At 60.0% G+C, this 14,952-nt stretch carries 19 protein-coding genes; 5 read left to right on the top strand and 14 right to left on the bottom strand.

Annotated features, from left to right (window positions below; all coding sequences use genetic code 11):
- Nucleotides 1-22: 22 nt before the first annotated feature.
- The 6 genes from metW to AC0ZWN_RS24035 all read right to left on the bottom strand — a co-directional run bounded on the left by metW (nucleotide 23) and on the right by AC0ZWN_RS24035 (nucleotide 4,543).
- On the bottom strand, nucleotides 23-643 hold the full coding sequence (gene metW / locus AC0ZWN_RS24060; protein ID WP_007913638.1) for a methionine biosynthesis protein MetW: 621 nt from the start codon (nucleotides 641-643) through the stop codon (nucleotides 23-25).
- A gap of 7 nt (nucleotides 644-650) precedes the next feature.
- Nucleotides 651-1,790, bottom strand: coding sequence for a homoserine O-succinyltransferase MetX (gene metX / locus AC0ZWN_RS24055; RefSeq protein WP_186620033.1), 1,140 nt, complete (start codon nucleotides 1,788-1,790; stop codon nucleotides 651-653).
- Between the two features lie 330 nt (nucleotides 1,791-2,120).
- Nucleotides 2,121-2,417: a DUF167 domain-containing protein gene (locus AC0ZWN_RS24050; RefSeq protein WP_007913642.1), complete on the bottom strand. Its 297-nt coding sequence runs from the start codon at nucleotides 2,415-2,417 to the stop codon at nucleotides 2,121-2,123.
- Nucleotides 2,414-3,004, bottom strand: coding sequence for a YggT family protein (locus AC0ZWN_RS24045; RefSeq protein WP_250605812.1), 591 nt, complete (start codon nucleotides 3,002-3,004; stop codon nucleotides 2,414-2,416). Before AC0ZWN_RS24045 ends, AC0ZWN_RS24050 begins: the two co-directional genes overlap by 4 nt.
- A 10-nt stretch (nucleotides 3,005-3,014) precedes the next feature.
- Nucleotides 3,015-3,833 (bottom strand): pyrroline-5-carboxylate reductase, encoded by an 819-nt coding sequence (gene proC / locus AC0ZWN_RS24040; RefSeq protein WP_311996958.1) that lies wholly within the window; start codon nucleotides 3,831-3,833, stop codon nucleotides 3,015-3,017.
- Between the two features lie 23 nt (nucleotides 3,834-3,856).
- Nucleotides 3,857-4,543, bottom strand: coding sequence for a YggS family pyridoxal phosphate-dependent enzyme (locus tag AC0ZWN_RS24035; protein WP_095125843.1), 687 nt, complete (start codon nucleotides 4,541-4,543; stop codon nucleotides 3,857-3,859).
- A gap of 56 nt (nucleotides 4,544-4,599) precedes the next feature.
- On the opposite strand from AC0ZWN_RS24035, the gene AC0ZWN_RS24030 reads away from it, so the two are divergent.
- Nucleotides 4,600-5,634: a type IV pilus twitching motility protein PilT gene (locus AC0ZWN_RS24030; protein ID WP_041063525.1), complete on the top strand. Its 1,035-nt coding sequence runs from the start codon at nucleotides 4,600-4,602 to the stop codon at nucleotides 5,632-5,634.
- A gap of 125 nt (nucleotides 5,635-5,759) precedes the next feature.
- On the opposite strand, the gene AC0ZWN_RS24025 is transcribed toward AC0ZWN_RS24030, so the two are convergent.
- The gene (locus AC0ZWN_RS24025) at nucleotides 5,760-6,377 is read right to left on the bottom strand and encodes a C40 family peptidase (RefSeq protein WP_095049466.1); all 618 of its coding nucleotides are present in this window, start codon (nucleotides 6,375-6,377) and stop codon (nucleotides 5,760-5,762) included.
- Between the two features lie 248 nt (nucleotides 6,378-6,625).
- On the opposite strand from AC0ZWN_RS24025, the gene AC0ZWN_RS24020 reads away from it, so the two are divergent.
- Nucleotides 6,626-7,057: an NINE protein gene (locus tag AC0ZWN_RS24020; RefSeq protein ID WP_007913651.1), complete on the top strand. Its 432-nt coding sequence runs from the start codon at nucleotides 6,626-6,628 to the stop codon at nucleotides 7,055-7,057.
- Nucleotides 7,058-7,150: 93 nt separating this feature from the next.
- Here AC0ZWN_RS24020 and AC0ZWN_RS24015 read toward each other — a convergent pair whose 3' ends face one another.
- The 7 genes from AC0ZWN_RS24015 to gshB form a co-directional block, all read right to left on the bottom strand.
- A complete protein-coding gene (locus AC0ZWN_RS24015) occupies nucleotides 7,151-8,422 on the bottom strand; it encodes a dihydroorotase (RefSeq protein WP_476336831.1) in 1,272 nt (423 codons plus the stop codon).
- Nucleotides 8,419-9,423, bottom strand: coding sequence for an aspartate carbamoyltransferase catalytic subunit (locus tag AC0ZWN_RS24010; protein WP_007913665.1), 1,005 nt, complete (start codon nucleotides 9,421-9,423; stop codon nucleotides 8,419-8,421). The genes AC0ZWN_RS24015 and AC0ZWN_RS24010 overlap by 4 nt, the downstream gene beginning before the upstream one ends.
- A gap of 27 nt (nucleotides 9,424-9,450) precedes the next feature.
- A complete protein-coding gene (gene pyrR / locus AC0ZWN_RS24005; RefSeq protein WP_476336829.1) occupies nucleotides 9,451-9,957 on the bottom strand; it encodes a bifunctional pyr operon transcriptional regulator/uracil phosphoribosyltransferase PyrR in 507 nt (168 codons plus the stop codon).
- 79 nt (nucleotides 9,958-10,036) lie between these two features.
- Nucleotides 10,037-10,474 (bottom strand): Holliday junction resolvase RuvX, encoded by a 438-nt coding sequence (gene ruvX, locus AC0ZWN_RS24000; protein ID WP_034153652.1) that lies wholly within the window; start codon nucleotides 10,472-10,474, stop codon nucleotides 10,037-10,039.
- Nucleotides 10,474-11,046, bottom strand: a complete 573-nt coding sequence (locus tag AC0ZWN_RS23995) for a YqgE/AlgH family protein (RefSeq protein WP_016985971.1) — start codon at nucleotides 11,044-11,046, stop codon at nucleotides 10,474-10,476. Before AC0ZWN_RS23995 ends, ruvX begins: the two co-directional genes overlap by 1 nt.
- A 171-nt stretch (nucleotides 11,047-11,217) precedes the next feature.
- A complete protein-coding gene (locus AC0ZWN_RS23990; protein ID WP_093429840.1) occupies nucleotides 11,218-12,117 on the bottom strand; it encodes an energy transducer TonB in 900 nt (299 codons plus the stop codon).
- 107 nt (nucleotides 12,118-12,224) lie between these two features.
- Nucleotides 12,225-13,196 (bottom strand): glutathione synthase, encoded by a 972-nt coding sequence (gene gshB, locus AC0ZWN_RS23985; protein ID WP_242207793.1) that lies wholly within the window; start codon nucleotides 13,194-13,196, stop codon nucleotides 12,225-12,227.
- A gap of 225 nt (nucleotides 13,197-13,421) precedes the next feature.
- On the opposite strand from gshB, the gene pilG reads away from it, so the two are divergent.
- Genes pilG through AC0ZWN_RS23970 form a run of 3 tightly spaced genes read left to right on the top strand, consistent with a single transcriptional unit; the run spans nucleotide 13,422 to nucleotide 14,802 of the window.
- Nucleotides 13,422-13,826, top strand: a complete 405-nt coding sequence (pilG, locus tag AC0ZWN_RS23980) for a twitching motility response regulator PilG (protein ID WP_007913673.1) — start codon at nucleotides 13,422-13,424, stop codon at nucleotides 13,824-13,826.
- 60 nt (nucleotides 13,827-13,886) lie between these two features.
- Entirely contained in the window at nucleotides 13,887-14,252 is a 366-nt protein-coding gene (pilH, locus tag AC0ZWN_RS23975) for a twitching motility response regulator PilH (RefSeq protein ID WP_026000666.1), read from the top strand.
- A 10-nt stretch (nucleotides 14,253-14,262) separates the two neighbouring features.
- The gene (locus AC0ZWN_RS23970; RefSeq protein WP_186620027.1) at nucleotides 14,263-14,802 is read left to right on the top strand and encodes a chemotaxis protein CheW; all 540 of its coding nucleotides are present in this window, start codon (nucleotides 14,263-14,265) and stop codon (nucleotides 14,800-14,802) included.
- The last annotated feature ends 150 nt before the right edge of the window (nucleotides 14,803-14,952 follow it).

Genomic DNA, 14,952 nt, shown 5'->3' with positions numbered 1-14,952 from the left:
GTGCTCCTCGAAATGACGGGATTCAGACCGCGACTTTGTGGTCTGCAAGCTGCGGGCTGCTGACGCGGTAGATACCGATCTCACCTAACAGATTAGGCCATAGCTTACTGGCCCACCCGTGGCGGTGCTGTTGATCCACGGCAAGCCGATCAATGACCTTCGCATCACGTTCGCGGCAAAGTTCTTCAAAGTCTTCGAAGGTGCAGAAGTGAATGTTCGGTGTGTTGTACCAGGTGTACGGCAGAAATTCCGACACCGGCATGCGCCCCTTGCTCGCCAGATACCAGCGGCAGCGCCAGTGGCCGAAGTTCGGGAAAGTGATGATGCACTGGCGGCCGACCCGGAGCATTTCGTCGAGGATCTTGTCCGGGTAGTGCACGGCTTGCAGGGCCTGGGTCATGACGACGATGTCGAAACTGTTGCTGGCGAAGTTGCCCAGCCCCTTGTCCAGATCCTGCTCGATAACGTTGACGCCTTTGGCCACGCACTGGGCAATGTTGTCAGCGTCGTTTTCCAGGCCATAACCGGTGACGTTCTTGTTGTCGCGCAGCCAGGTCAGCAGCTCGCCGTCACCGCAACCGAGGTCGAGGACGCGGCTGCCGGCGGGGATCCATTCCTGGATGATTTCCAGATCAGCTCTCATGGCTTTCTCACAACGTGATGCGGTTCATGTAATTGCCGAACGCCTGCAAGTAGCGAGGGATCGGAATCAGGAAGGCGTCGTGGCCCTGCGGTGCGTCGATTTCCAGATAGCTGACGTCTTTGCGCGCCGCCATCAGTGCATCCACCAGTTCCCGCGAACGGGCCGGAGAGAAGCGCCAGTCGGTGGTGAACGACATTACGCAGAACTTGGCCGTGGCGTTTTGAAAGGTTTTCGCCAGGTTATCGTCGAAGTTCGCCGCCGGATCGAAGTAATCCAGTGCCTTGGTCATCAACAGATAGGTGTTGGCGTCGAAGCGTCCGGAGAACTCTTCGCCCTGATAACGCAGGTAGCTTTCGACCTGGAATTCGACGCTGTGGAAGTCGTAGTTGAGCTTCTCGCTCTTCAGGCCACGGCCGAATTTCTCGCCCATCGAATCGTCGGACAGGTAGGTGATGTGTCCAACCATCCGCGCCAGCATCAGCCCGCGCTTTGGAATCACGCCGGCTTCCTGGAACGAACCGCCGTGGAATTCCGGGTCGGTGAGGATCGCCTGACGCGCCACTTCGTTGAAGGCGATGTTCTGTGCCGACAGCTTCGGTGCCGAGGCGATGGCCAGGCAGTGACGCACACGATCCGGGTAAGTGATGGTCCATTGCAGCGCCTGCATGCCGCCGAGGCTGCCGCCGATCACCGCCGCCCACTGGCCGATGCCGAGCAGGTCGGCCAGGCGCGCCTGGCTGTGTACCCAGTCCTCCACGGTGAGCACCGGGAAGTCGGCACCGAATGGCTTGCCGGTCTCCGGGTTAATGCTGCTGGGGCCGGTGGAGCCGTTGCAGCCGCCCAGATTATTCAGGCTGACCACGAAGAACTTGTTGGTGTCGATCGGTTTGCCCGGGCCGATGCAGCTGTCCCACCAACCGGGTTTGCGGTCGTCGACGCTGTGATAGCCGGCAGCGTGGTGATGGCCGGACAAGGCATGACAAATCAGCACGGCGTTGCTCGCCTGCGCGTTCAGCGTGCCGTAGGTTTCGTAGATCAGGTCATAGGCGGCCAACGAGCGGCCACAGGCCAGCGCCAGCGGATCGCTGAAGTGCGCGGTTTGCGGCGTCACCAGACCAACAGAATCGGGGGGAAAGGCAGTTGGCATCGACCCTGCTCTCGTTGAAATGAGGCGTAAGTCTAAAGACCGGGGGGGTTAGCGGCAAGCAGCCCTCACCCTAACCCTCTCCCAGAGGGAGAAGGGACTGACCGAGGTGTTCTTTTGAGCTACGCCGACCTGATCTGTCGAGTTGAACTCAGGCCTTGAAAACCACCAAAATCGGCTCCCTCTCCCAGAGGTAGAGGGGACCGACCGAGGTGTTCTTTTGAGCTACACCGACCTGATCTATCGAGTTGAACTCAAGTTTTGAAAACACCATAGATCGGCTCCCTCTCCAGGGGGAGAGGGCTGGGGTGAGGGGTACAGACGCCGCCAAACTCAAGACAAGCGCCCAACCAATCCCGGCAAATCCGGCAACTTCTTCGGCGAGCAGATCTTCACTCGCTTCTGCCGGTTCAACTCGCCACTGAGCAAACTGACCTGGCTTTTGGAAACGCCAAACGCCTTGGCCAGAAAGCCCATCAGATAAGCATTGGCCTTGCCCTCAACCGGCGGTGCAGTCAGACGAATCTTCAGGCGATCCCCATGCAGCCCGGCGAAGTCATCGCTGCGGGCCGCAGGTTGCAGGTGACACTCCAGAATCAAGTCGTCACCGTCCCAGCGAAACCAGCTCACATCAGCAGGCGCAGGATTTCCGGCATCATCGTCATCGCCGCCAGATTATTGATCACCAGCATGTCGATCAGTTTCAGCGCGAGGAAGGCGAAGATCGGCGACAGGTCCAGACCGCCAAGATTCGGCAGGAACTTGCGGAACGGCGCCAGCGCCGGCTCGCAGATCTGGTTGACCAGTTCAGCGCCGGGATTGTGGCTGCCCGGCGCAACCCACGACAGAATCACGCTGATGATCAGGGCGAAGAAGAAGATCTTCAGGAACAGTGCGGTCACGCCGATGATCGACCAGATAAACAGTTGCAGCGGGTTGCCGGTGGTGCCGTAGGTCAGCAGCAGGGTCAACGCCATCAGCGCCAGTTGCACCAGAATCGCCAGCACCAGCGACGACATGTCCAGACCAAACAGGCTCGGAATGATCCGGCGCAGTGGTTTGAGCAGTGGCTGGGTCGCTTTGACGATGAACTGGCACAGCGGGTTGTAGAAGTTCGCCCGCACCAGTTGCAGTACGAAACGCAGCAGCACGATCAGCAGGTACAGACTGCCGAGGGTTTGCAGCACGTAAACCGCTGCGGTGTTCAATCCAATCATGTAAGGCTCCTTATTTGCCCAGTTGTTCGGCCATTTCGGCCGAGCGGTGCGCGGCGGCGCCGAGTGCGGTTTCGACCAGTGCTTCAAAGCCATTGGCCTGGAATGATTTGATTGCAGCTTCCGTGGTGCCGTTTGGCGAGGTCACACGGCGGCGCAGTTCGGCGGCGTCGACATCGCTGGAAACCGCCATGTGTGCGGCGCCCAAGGCAGTTTGCAGAGTCAGTTGTTCAGCAACGTCCTTCGGCAGGCCGAGTTTGACGCCGGCGGCGGTCATGGCTTCGATCAGCAGGAAGAAGTACGCCGGGCCGGAGCCGGACACAGCGGTCACGGCGTCGAGTTGTTGTTCTTCTTTCAGCCACAGGGCGATACCGACGGCGGACAGCAGCTCTTCAGCTTGCTGACGTTGCTCGGCGGTCACTTCGCTGGTCGCGTACAAGCCGCTGACGCCCTGACGCAGCAGCGCCGGGGTGTTGGGCATGCAGCGCACGATCGGCTGCTCGCCGAGCCACGCAGTCATGCTTGCGCAAGTGATGCCAGCGGCAATCGACACCACCAGTTGATTGGGTTTCAGGCTCGGGCGAATCGCCTCGCACACAGCCTTCATGGCTTGCGGCTTGACCGCCAGCACGATCACATCGACGCCGTCGATGGCTTGGGCGTTGTCGGCAAACGTTTCGATGCCGTGCTCAGCGCTGACCTTGGCGCGAGTTTCTTCGCCCGGATCGCTGGCACGGATGTGTGCAGCTTCCAGACCTTTGGCGCGCAGGCCGCCGATCAAACTGGCCGCCATGTTGCCCGCACCGATAAACGCAATACGTGTGTTGCTCATGTGTGGTCCTTATCTGGAAACGTTCAAGATTGGGAATAGTCGCGGGCGCCAAACAGGGCCGTACCGATACGAACCCAGGTGGCGCCTTGGGCGATGGCCGACTCAAGGTCGTGGCTCATGCCCATGGAAAGTGTGTCGAGCGGCAGATCAAGGCTCGCCTGCAATTTCTGCACGGCGGCGAAGGCCGCGTCTTGCTCGGCGCGGTCGTCGGTCGGCTCGGGAATCGCCATCAGGCCGCGCAGTTTCAGGCGCGGCAGTGCGCTGATCGCGGCGGCCAATGCCGGCAGGTCAGCCGGAGTGCAGCCGGATTTACTGGCTTCGCCGCTGACATTGACCTGAACGCAGATGTTCAGCGGCGGCAGTTCAGCCGGGCGCTGTTCGGACAAGCGTTGAGCGATTTTCAGGCGATCCACGGAATGCACCCAGTCGAAATGCTCGGCAATCGCACGAGTCTTGTTCGATTGAATGGGGCCGATGAAGTGCCAGATCAAGGGCAGGTCGGCCAGTTCGAGCTGTTTGCCCAGGGCTTCCTGCAGGTAGTTCTCGCCAAAGTCGCGCAGGCCGGCGGCGTATGCTTCGCGCAGGGCCTGGGCGGGTTTGGTCTTGCTGACCGCGAGCAGCTGGACGCTGTTTTCAGCGCGGTTTGCAGCTGTTACCGCTGCCTGGATGCGCGAACTAACCAGTTGGATGTTGTCTGCTATCGTGGACATCAAGAGGCGCCAGCGGTCGGAAGGTTCGCGGCATTCTACTGGAATTGAGGAGCGCTATGGATATCACTGAACTGCTGGCCTTCAGCGCCAAACAGGGAGCTTCCGACCTGCACCTGTCGGCCGGTCTGCCGCCGATGATCCGCGTCGATGGCGACGTGCGGCGGATCAATCTGCCGGCGCTGGATCACAAGCAAGTGCACGAACTGATCTACGACATCATGAACGACACCCAGCGGGTCGACTTCGAGAAGCATCTGGAAACCGACTTTTCTTTCGAAGTGCCGGGTGTGGCGCGTTTCCGCGTCAACGCTTTCAACCAGAACCGTGGCGCCGGCGCCGTATTCCGTACGATTCCATCGAAAGTGCTGAGCATGGAAGACTTGGCCATGGGCGACGTCTTCCGCAAGATCACCGATGCCCCGCGCGGTCTGGTGTTGGTCACCGGGCCGACCGGTTCCGGCAAATCAACCACGCTGGCGGCGATGATCGATTACCTCAATACCCACCGGCATCACCACATCCTGACTATCGAAGATCCGATCGAGTTTGTTCACGAATCGCGCAAATGCCTGATCAATCAGCGTGAAGTCCACCGTGATACCCGCAGTTTCGCCACTGCGTTGCGCTCGGCACTGCGTGAAGACCCGGACGTGATTCTGGTCGGCGAGATGCGTGACCTGGAAACCATTCGCCTGGCGCTGACCGCTGCCGAAACCGGGCACTTGGTATTCGGCACGCTGCACACCACCTCGGCGGCGAAAACCATCGACCGCGTGGTCGACGTGTTCCCCGGTGACGAGAAGTCGATGGTGCGTTCGATGCTGTCCGAGTCGTTGCTGGCGGTGGTCTCGCAGACGTTGATCAAGAAGATCGGCGGCGGGCGGGTGGCGGCGCACGAGATCATGCTGGGGACGTCGGCGATCCGTAACCTGATCCGCGAGGACAAGGTCGCGCAGATGTATTCGGCGATTCAGACGGGTGGGTCGTTGGGCATGCAGACACTGGACATGTGCCTGAAGGAACTGGTGACCAAGGGCTTGATCAGCCGCGAACATGCGCGGGAGAAGGCGCGGACGCCGGATAATTTCTGAGGGAGTGATCGTTCCCACGCTCTGCGTGGGAATGCAGCCCGGGACGCTCTGCGTCCCTGCCGAAGCGGACGCGGAGCGTCCATTGAGGCATTCCCACGCGGAGCATGGGAACGATCGGTATGGTGTTAGCGCTGAACCACGCGCATCTGGTTTTGCTCTTTCGGCAACACACGCTTGGCAACCACGTAATGCTGCTGCCAGTACGGCTTGTTCAACGTATCGATGCTCACCGCTTTGCCACGACGCGGAGCGTGGATGAAGCGATCGTTGCCCAGGTAGATGGCAACATGGTTGACCCGACGGCTCTTGATGTTGAAGAAAATCAGGTCGCCCGGCTTCAGATCCTTGCGCTCGACTTTCTCGCCGTGACCGCTGGCCATGGCGTTGGAGGTGCGTGGCAGGTCGAACGTAGCGTCGTTGAACGCGTATTTCACCAGACCGCTGCAATCGAAGCCTTTACTTGGGCTGCTGCCGCCCCAACGATAAGGGGTACCGAGGACGTTCACCGCACGGCTCAGCACGTTGCTGCTTTCCTTGCTCGCCATCGGTGGCACCAGCTTGCTGTGGCTCTTGCTGCTCAGCGTGGTGGTTTTGCTTTTGCTGCTTTTGCTCGATGGAGCCGAAGCATGGGATTTAGGGGTAAAGCCGTTAACGTTGGGAAGACGTTGCTCACGATTGGTGGCGTGGGCGGCCAGTGGCATTAATAGGCAGATGGTTAGCCATGTCTTGAAAAATGGTCGCATTAGGCGTGGCTCTTTAGTGATAGCGCGCAACTTTATAACAGAGTTTTTTTTCATTCCGAGTCCGTTGGTCGATTCAGTTGGAGGCCAACGGAACCAAATAAGCGGCAAATGGACGCAATTGTCGGACAGAAGTCAGGTGCTATAAGGCTTTGACGGTAGCAACGGTAACATTTGCCGTACGTCGGCTACCTGTAAAAAAGTCACAAAGAATTCAAGAATATTTATCTATCGTGTGAATCGAGGTCTTCATGAACCCCTATCAACAATTTGTTCAGCAGCAAGATACGCACAGCAAAATCATCGGTTATCTGCTGTGGATTTTCGGTTTTACCGGTGCTCACCGCTTCTATTACGGCAAGCCGGTGACCGGGACGATCTGGTTCTTCACCTTCGGTTTGCTGGGTATTGGCTGGCTGATCGACCTGTTTCTGATCCCGGCGATGGATCGCGAGGCGGATCTGCGTTTTACCGCAGGGCCGATCGAGTACAACGTGGCGTGGATTCTGCTGACGTTCCTTGGCGCACTCGGCGTGCACCGGATGTACCAAGGCAAGTGGATCAGTGGGCTGATCTATCTGCTGACGGGCGGGTTGTTCTTTCTGGGGGTGCTGTATGACTTCTGGACGCTGAATGATCAGGTCTCGGTGCGTAACGCTGAAGGCAGAGGCGCTTTCCAGTAAGTCTTCGCGAGCAGGCTCGCTCCCACAGGGGATTTGTGTCGTTCACAGATCCAATGTGGGAGCGAGCCTGCTCGCGAATGGGGCGACGCGGTATCAAGCCTGGTGACTGATCCGCCCATCCACCAGCGTATAGCGAACCACACCTGGCAAAGTGTGCCCAATGAACGGGCAGTTCTCACCCTTCGACAACCAGCCTTCACCGGCCACCGTCGAAGCCTGTGGATCGAACAGCACGATATCCGCCGCACCACCCACTGCCAGTTTGCCCGCCGGCAGACGCAGCGCTTCAGCCGGGCCAGCGCTCAAACGCGCCAGCAAGGTCGGCAGATCCAGCAACCCATCCTCAACCAGCGTCATCGCCAGCGGCAGCAACAGTTCAACACTGCTGATGCCCGGCTCGGTCGCGCCGAACGGTGCCAGTTTGGCGTCGCGTTCGTGCGGCTGGTGATGGCTGGAAATCGCCGTGACCACACCGGACTTCACCGCTTCACGCAGGCCATCACGGTCAGCACGGGTGCGCAGCGGCGGTTGCACGTGGTACAGGCTGCTGAAGTCGATCAGCGCCTCATCAGTCAGAATCAGTTGATACAGCGCGACATCCGCCGTCACCTTCAAGCCACGGGCCTGCGCCTGAGCGATCAGGGCTACGCCGCGAGCGCTGGTCAACTGGCTGAAGTGCGCACGCACGCCGGTCTGCTCGACCAGCAACAGATCACGGGCCAAGGCCACGGTTTCAGCGGTTTCCGGAATTCCCGGCAGGCCAAGGAAACTGGCCACCGCGCCTTCGTGAGCCAAGCCACCTTCAGCCAAGTCGTGATCCTGCGAGTTGAAGATCACCGTCAGGTCGAAGGTCGCCGCGTATTCCAGCGCCCGGCACAAGGTGCGGGTGTTGCGGAAACTCTCCAGGCCGTTGCCGAACGCCACGCAACCGGCGTCGCGCAGCGCCACCAGTTCGGCCAGTTGCTCGCCGTCCAGACCTTTGCTCAAGGCGCCAATCGGGAAGACTTTGGTGTTGCCGGCCTCGCGGGCACGATCGAGGATCAGCTCGGCCACGGCGGAGGTGTCGAGCACCGGTTTGGTTTTTGGCGGGCAGCACAGGCTGGTCACACCGCCGGCAGCGGCGGCGCGGGTTTCGCTGATAATCGAGCCTTTGCGGCTGTAGCCCGGCTCGCGCAGGGCAACGTTCAGATCGACGAGGCCCGGAGCGGCGACAAGGCCTTGGGCATCGATGGTTTCTACTGCGCTGAAACCGGCCGGGGCGGCGCCGAGGGCGACGATCTTGCAGGCTTCAACGTGAATATCGGTGATTTGATCCAGGCCGCTGCTTGGATCGATGACGCGTGCGCCGAGAATGCTGAGCTTCACTGGGCGTTCTCCTGCTCGAATTGACGCTGCGCGGTTTGCCCGCTCATGGCCATGGACAAGACAGCCATACGAATTGCGATGCCGTAGGTCACCTGATTGAGGATCACCGAGTGCGGGCCGTCGGCCACTGCGGACTCGATTTCCACCCCCCGGTTGATCGGTCCCGGGTGCATGACGATGCAATCGGGTTTGGCCCCGGCCAGACGCGCGGTGGTCAGGCCGAACAGGCGGTAGAACTCGCCTTCGCTCGGCAGCAGGCCGCCGGTCATGCGTTCACGCTGCAGGCGCAGCATGATCACCACGTCGACGTCTTTCAGGCCTTCGGTCATGTCGGTGTAAACCTTCACGCCGTATTGCTCGATGCCGATCGGCAGCAGGGTTTTCGGCGCGATCACGCGGATGTCCGGGCAACCGAGGGTTTTCAGCGCGAGCATGTTAGAGCGCGCAACCCGCGAGTGCAGGATGTCGCCGACGATGGCCACCGAGAGGTTTTCGAAACCGCCCTTGTGCCGACGGATGGTGAGCATGTCGAGCATGCCCTGCGTCGGGTGGGCGTGACGGCCATCGCCGCCGTTGATGATTGCCACTTGCGGGCAGACATGTTCGGCGATGAAGTGCGCGGCGCCGGAATCACCGTGGCGCACGACAAACATATCGGCGGCCATGGCTTCGAGGTTGCGCAGGGTGTCGAGTAGGGTTTCACCTTTACTCGCCGACGAGGTCGACACGTTCAGGGTAATTACGTCTGCCGACAGCCGCTGGGCCGCCAGTTCGAAGGTGGTGCGGGTGCGCGTGGAGTTTTCGAAGAACACGTTGCACACGGTTTTGCCGCGCAGCAACGGGACTTTCTTCACCGCCCGGGCACCGACTTCGAGGAACGAGTCGGCAGTGTCGAGGATTTCCGTCAGCAACTCGCGGCGCAGGCCGTCGAGCGAGAGGAAGTGGCGCAGCTGGCCCTGATCATTGAGCTGCAGCGGGCGCTTGGTATCTAGAGGCGTCATCGCGAAGGGGACTCTCAATAGGGCGGATTAAAGGTTGAAGTCTTGCAGTTCGAGCGTCAGCGGCTCGGGGTCGGACAGCTTCACCCGTTCATGTGCGGCCAGCGACAGCGTCGCGCCAACCACGTTCGGGCGGATCGGCAGCTCACCGGCGTCGAGGTCCAGCAGGCAGACCAGGGTCACGCTGGCCGGGCGGCCGTAGTCGAACAATTCGTTCATGGCGGCACGGATGGTACGGCCGCTCATCAGTACGTCGTCGATCAGCACCAGATGCTGGCCTTCGATCTCAAAGGGCAGGGCGGACGGGCGCACTTGCGGGTGCAGGCCGTTCTGGCTGAAGTCGTCGCGGTAAAAGGACACATCCAGCGTGCCCAGTGGCGCATCGCTGCCCAGTTCCTTGAGCAAGGCCTGCGCGACCCAGATGCCGCCGGTGCGGATGCCGATGTAACGCGGTTCAGTGATTTCACGCTGGGCAAGGTGCGCCTTGAGGCGGGTCGCCATCTGGCTGATCAGATCGGCGGGATTTGGCAGGCTCATGGTTGCTCCTTGTTGGGGCGAGTCGGGTCCTCGGACGCGACTCGGTTTTTCACTCAAAAGAAAAGCGCCGAAGCGCTTGTCAGGATTCAAACAATGCAGTGTTTTCATCGAGCCAGCCCTGCAACAGCAGAGCGGCGGCGATGGCGTCCACCGGGTTGTCGCGGTAACTGCCTTTTTGACCGCCACGGGCCAGTCGCTCGCCTTTGGCTTCAAACGTGGTCAGGCGTTCGTCGTGGGTATAGAAGGGCACGTTGAAGCGGCCATTGAGGCGGCGGGCAAACTTTTCCGCGCGTACGCACATGTCGCTCGGGGTGCCGTCCATGTTCAGCGGCAGTCCGACAACAACGGCATCGGGTTTCCATTCTTTTATAAGGGCTTCGACCTGGTTCCAGTCCGGCACGCCGTTCTGTGCCTTCAAGGTGCACAGCTCACGGGCCTGGCCGGTAATCACCTGGCCGACCGCGACGCCGATCTGTTTGGTGCCGTAGTCGAAGCCGAGAATCAGGCGCAGGGCCATCAGGCGTGACCTGCCTGGCTGGTCAGCAGGCTGAGGTTGATCCCCAGGTGCCGGGCCGCCGCTTCCAGGCGCAGTTCGCTGCTGGTGTTGAACAGGATGTCGGCGTCGTACGGGCAGTTCAGCCAGGCGTTGTCGGCGAGTTCCGCTTCCAGCTGCCCGGCTTCCCAACCGGCGTAACCGAGGGCAATCAGGCTTTTTGCCGGGCCGACGCCGTCAGCGATGGCGAACAGCACATCCTGCGAAGTCGACAGGGCCAGATCACCATCCAGCTGTGCGGTGGCCTGGAAGGTCTTGCCCGCCGGGTGCAACACGAAACCGCGATCGGTCTGCACCGGGCCACCAATGAAGATCGGCACATGCTGGCAGAGTGCTGGCGGGTCGATGTCCGGACGTAATTGCTCAAGGATGTCGGCCAGATTCAGCTCTTGCGGCCGGTTGACCACAATCCCCATAGCGCCATTGGCCGTGTGCTCGACGATGTAGGTCAAGGTGTGGGCAAAGTTCGGGTCGGCCATGTGTGGCATGGCGATCAGGAATTGATGCTTGAGGTAGCTGGGGCTGACGTTTTTCATGTGCGCTAGTGTGGCGTTCGGGGGGCAAACTGACAAGCTGGAGATGCTGACAACAGCACAGATCCATTGTAGGAGTGAGCCTGCTCGCGATAGCGGTGTGCCAGAATCGGAATTGTTGACTGATACACCGCTATCGCGAGCAGGCTCACTCCTACAAGGGGTTGCGGTGTGTCAGTTGCTCGAGAGCTTGTCGCCCCGGGCAAATTTCCAGGTGCGAATGATTTCCAGACGGTCGATGTCCGACAAGTCCCCGGTAAACGGCGCAAACGGTGCCGCCAACCGGACGATGCGCTGCGCCGCCTGATCCAGCAGCGGCTGGCCGGACGATTCCAGCACCAGCACTTCATACAGCGAGCCGTCGCGGTTGATCGAGACCATCAGGCGCAAATTGCCGTAGATCTGCTTGCGCCGTGCTTCTTCGGGGTAATTGAGGTTGCCGATGCGCTCGACCTTCTTGCGCCAGTCGTCTTTGTACCAGGCACCCTTGTCGCGCATGGTCGACGCCGCGCTCAAACGGTGGATGCGTGGGCGTTTGGCGTACAACTGCTGTTCCTTGGCCAGTTCGGCTTCGAGGCTGGCGATGTCGCTGGACAGCTGTGAGCTGTCGAATTCTGGCGCGTCGACTGTCGGTTTGACTTCGGTTTTGGCTTCTTCTTTCTTGGTCGGCGCTTTTTTAGGTTTCGGCGCGACGGTGGTCACCGCAGCTTTGGGTGCGGCTTCCTGCACTTGCGGTTTGGCGGCCGGTGGCGGGGTGACTTTTTTGACCTGATTGTCCTGGAACGGCGCCACCTCAGTGGTCTTCGGAATCGCCTTCTTGTCCAGCGTGCCGCTGCCTTCCTGATGCTGTTGAGCGAGAAAGTCAGCCTTCTCCGGCTTCTTTTCGCTCTTGAAGGTGGCGAGGGTGATTTCCAGGGTTTTGCTGATTTGCTTGGGCTCGACCATCGTGAAGCCGACGCCGAGCAGCAGCGCCAAATGGATCAGCGCCGCGAGAAACAGGGTAAAACCGAGGCGATCGGCCGGGCGCACGCCACGGTGGGCGAGTTCTGCGGGCAGATCGGACGGGAGGGTCATGACAAGAAAACCAACATCGCGTTTTTCAGAGGCTGCGCATGATAACGCAATGTTGGTTTCACGCCTTGGGCTTCACGCTTCAAGCGACAGACTGCATGTGACGTGCATCAAGCTTGTGGCTTTTTGCCGGCGGCTTGCAGCTTCTTGGCGATCGCATCCATGAGCATGCCGCCAATGTCAGTGCCGAAGGCATTGTCGATTTCACGGATGCAGGTCGGGCTGGTGACGTTGATTTCGGTGAGGCTTTCGCCGATCACGTCGAGACCGACGAACAGCAGGCCTTTCTCACGCAGGGTCGGACCGACTTGAGCAGCGATCCAGCGATCCTTGTCAGTCAGCGGGCGCGCTTCACCACGGCCACCGGCAGCCAGGTTGCCACGGGTTTCGCCCTGCGCCGGAATCCGCGCCAGGCAGTAATCCACTGGCTCGCCGTCGATCATCAGAATGCGTTTGTCGCCGTCCTTGATCGCCGGCAGGTAAGCCTGGCCCATGATCTGCTGGCCACCGAGGGCGGTCAGGGTTTCCAGAATCACCGACAGATTTGGATCACCGGCACGGTGACGGAAAATCGAAGTACCGCCCATGCCGTCCAGCGGCTTGAGGATCACGTCGCCGTGTTTCGCGGCAAATTCACGCAGCACGTCAGCGCGACGGCTGACCACGGTTGGCGGCGTGCACTGCGGGAACAGCGTGGCGAACAGTTTTTCATTGCAGTCGCGCAGGCTCTGCGGCTTGTTCACCACCAGAACGCCAGCGGTTTCGGCCTGTTCGAGCAGGTAGGTGGAGTAAACGAACTCCATGTCGAACGGCGGATCCTTGCGCATCAGTATCACGTCGAGATCGCTCAGCAGGTTGTCCTGCTCGGCGTCCAGTTCGAACCATTTTTCCGGGTTGGCGAAGACTTTCAGCGGCTTCATGCGCGCCCGTGCCTGACCTTCGCCCTGATACAGGTCGCGCTGTTCCATATAGAACAGTTCCCAGCCGCGCTTCTGCGCGGCCAGCAGCATGGCCAGCGAGCTATCCTTTTTATAGGAGATGCTGGCGATAGGGTCCATGACAATCCCGACGCGAACGCTCATTGGGTTTTCCTCGAAAATTGGCTACCGGATCGGTATTGAAAAAGTGCCGCCAGAGTGGCGCCGGGCGGGTTTTCGGTCAAGGAAAAACCCGTCGATAGATTGCATCTGGAGACTGTGCTAAAAAGGCTGCCAAGCGGTGCTGGCCCTTGAACATCAAGGGTTTCCAGCCATTACTCATCGCAAAACGGACAATTTGATTCGCAAAGGCGACGGTAGAGCCCTCTTATGGAACAGCAGTCCAGCGCCTTGAAGGTCATGGTGATCGACGACTCGAAAACGATTCGTCGCACCGCCGAAACATTGTTGAAGAATGTCGGTTGCGAAGTGATCACGGCGATCGACGGTTTCGACGCCCTGGCGAAGATCGCCGACAACCATCCCGGGATCATTTTTGTCGACATCATGATGCCGCGTCTGGATGGTTATCAGACCTGCGCTTTAATCAAGAACAACAGCGCGTTCAAGGCGACGCCGGTGATCATGCTGTCATCGCGCGACGGGCTGTTCGACAAGGCCAAGGGGCGGATTGTCGGCTCTGATCAATTTTTGACCAAACCTTTCAGCAAGGAAGAACTGCTCAACGCGATTCAGGCCCATGTTCCGGGCTTCGCCGCCGTTTTGCCGCAGTAAGACACGTACAGAGACACGCGGCCAGCGGGCCGCGCGTCGACAAGAAAAATGGGGAAAACCATGGCACGCATCCTGATCGTTGATGATTCGCCGACTGAAATGTACAAACTCACCGGCATGCTCGAAAAGCACGGCCATGAAGTGCTGAAGGCCGAAAACGGCGCCGACGGCGTGGCCCTTGCCCGTCAGGAAAAACCTGACGCGGTATTGATGGACATCGTCATGCCCGGCCTCAATGGTTTTCAGGCAACCCGTCAGTTGACCAAAGACCCGGAAACCGGACATATCCCGGTGATCATCATCACCACCAAGGATCAGGAAACCGACAAGGTCTGGGGCACCCGTCAGGGCGCCAAGGATTACCTGACCAAACCGGTCGACGAAGACACCCTGATCAAGACCCTGAACAACGTGCTCAAAGGCTGATCGCGCAACCATGAGCGAATCGCTGACCGCGTTCGAACTGCTCTGGCAGATCGACCAGCGCTGCCGCTTGCTGGCAGCGGACCTGCCGTCGCAAGCGGCGCGCCAGGATCGCTGGAGCGGCATCGGCTTTCGCCTTGGCGAGCATTGGTATGTGGCGCCGATGGGCGAAGTCAGCGAAGTGCTGCATGAACCGCGATTCACCCAGTTGCCCGGGGTCAAACCATGGGTCAAAGGCGTGGCTAACCTGCGCGGGCGGCTGCTGCCGATCATGGATCTGTGCGGTTTCTTCGGCCATGAACTGTCGCCGTTGCGTAAACAGCGGCGGGTGTTGGTGGTCGAGCATGGCGATGTGTTTGCCGGGCTGATGGTCGATGAAGTCATCGGCCTGCAGCACTTTGAGCAGAACAGTTTTGAACCGCTGTCGATCAGCAAACGCCAGGGCTCGAAGGCCGAGTTCGTCAAAGGCTATTTCCGCCGCGAGCAGAACTGGCGGGTGTTCAGTTTGTTTGCGCTGGCCAAATCCCCGGTGTTCATGAGTGTCGCGATATAACAGATTCAACACTGTCCTCTGTGGGAGCGAGCCTGCTCGCGAAGAGGGCGTGTCAGGCAAGATAAATATTGGCTGACCCAGCGCTTTCGCGAGCAAGCTCGCTCCCACAGGGATTGCAGCAGGCCTCAAAGGTGTGGGTTAAGGGCGAGG

The sequence above is a fragment of the Pseudomonas sp. 3B-A001-10F genome (genome assembly GCF_056313565.1).
This window is presented reverse-complemented; position numbering and strand designations above follow the sequence as displayed.